1 rRNA gene is annotated in these 802 nt (G+C 28.7%); it reads left to right on the top strand.

From position 1 onward, the window contains the following. Window positions 1–130 precede the first annotated feature (130 nt). Window positions 131–247 (top strand): 5S ribosomal RNA (gene rrf / locus BN2920_RS00090). Window positions 248–802 lie beyond the last annotated feature (555 nt).

The raw sequence follows: 802 nt of genomic DNA, 5'->3' as shown, positions 1-802 counted from the left end.
ATAGGTCAGAGGTGTAAGTGCGGTAACGTATTTAGCTGACTGATACTAATAGGTCGAGGGCTTGACCAATATTAAGTTGTAATACATTAGGAACTATGTGCAATTTTGAAAGAATAAAAACTTTCATAAATCTAGTGATGATGGCATAGAGGTAACACTCCTTCCCATTCCGAACAGGAAAGTTAAGGTCTATAGCGCCGATGGTACTGCATGGGAGACTGTGTGGAAGAGTAGGACGTTGCTAGGTAAGTTTAAGAGATAGTTAGATAACTATCTCTTTTTATTTTGTATAAAAATATCTCTAGTCAGATCTAATAATAAATAAATATAACTATAAATAATTGTTATGATATAAATATTAATAATATGGGTTACTAGCCATAAATATTAGGTATAGTCATTACAACTTATCGGAGCGTATCATTATATGAATATATAAGAATAATAGAGAATATTAAAGCATTATTAATATAAATTAATATATTGAGATATTATGAATAATTATAATAATATATATGTGTTAAGATAAAACACGTCGCTAAGGCAGATATAACTTTTAGATAATTTTCGATAAGAATTTTGAAGAAAATCTTTAAAAAGTTATTGACAAGAAGAATTAGTGATGATATACTAAATGAGTCGCTTGAGGGCGATAAAGTAATAACGAAAGTTATGAAAAAGAAAATGGTCTTTGAAAATTGAACAGAATATAATAAACAATTAGTAAACCAGCAATTCTTTTATAAGAGTAAGAGCAAAGATTAAACTTTTTATTGAGAGTTTGATCCTGGCTCAGGACGAA

The organism is Clostridium neonatale, from assembly GCF_001458595.1.
Lineage (GTDB): Bacteria > Bacillota > Clostridia > Clostridiales > Clostridiaceae > Clostridium > Clostridium neonatale.
Note: the sequence above shows the minus strand (reverse complement) of the source record. Positions and strands in the feature narration are given on the sequence as shown.